The organism is Amycolatopsis deserti, assembly GCF_014653945.1.
GTDB lineage: Bacteria > Actinomycetota > Actinomycetes > Mycobacteriales > Pseudonocardiaceae > Amycolatopsis_E > Amycolatopsis_E deserti.
In genome coordinates, this window is record NZ_BNAU01000024.1 from 1 (window position 1) to 943 (window position 943).

1 rRNA gene is annotated in these 943 nt (G+C 56.1%); it reads right to left on the minus strand.

Annotated features, from left to right (window positions below):
* Positions 1-943, minus strand: a 23S ribosomal RNA gene (locus IE290_RS37570); the annotation flags it as partial.

Sequence of the window (943 nt, forward strand, 5' to 3'; positions counted from 1 at the left end):
GTCCACTCAAAAACACATTACTGTGCGTCCATGTCTGGCCTATCAACCCAATCGTCTCTTGGGGGCCTTAACCCACAAAGGGGTGGGAGACCTCATCTAGGAACAGGCTTCCCGCTTAGATGCCTTCAGCGGTTATCCCTTCCGAACGTAGCTAACCAGCCATGCCACTGGCGTGACAACTGGCATACCAGAGGTTCGTCCGTCCCGGTCCTCTCGTACTAGGGACAGCCTTCCTCAAGTCTCCTACGCGCGCGGCGGATAGGGACCGAACTGTCTCACGACGTTCTAAACCCAGCTCGCGTGCCGCTTTAATGGGCGAACAGCCCAACCCTTGGGACCTACTCCGGCCCCAGGATGCGACGAGCCGACATCGAGGTGCCAAACCATGCCGTCGATATGGACTCTTGGGCAAGATCAGCCTGTTATCCCCGGGGTACCTTTTATCCGTTGAGCGACATCCCTTCCACCAGGAGATGCCGGATCACTAGTCCCTGCTTTCGCACCTGCTCGACCCGTCAGTCTCACAGTCAAGCTCCCTTGTGCACTTACACTCAACACCTGATTGCCAACCAGGCTGAGGGAACCTTTGGGCGCCTCCGTTACCTTTTAGGAGGCAACCGCCCCAGTTAAACTACCCACCAGGCACTGTCCCTGAACCCGATCAGGGCCCTAGGTTAGATTCCCAATCCGACCAGAGTGGTATTTCAACAACGACTCCACGAGAACTAGCGTCCCCGCTTCACAGTCTCCCACCTATCCTACACAAGCCGAACCGAAAACCAATACCAAGCTATAGTAAAGGTCCCGGGGTCTTTCCGTCCTGCCGCGCGTAACGAGCATCTTTACTCGTAGTGCAATTTCACCGGGCCTGTGGTTGAGACAGCCGGAAAGTCGTTACGCCATTCGTGCAGGTCGGAACTTACCCGACAAGGAATTTCGCTAC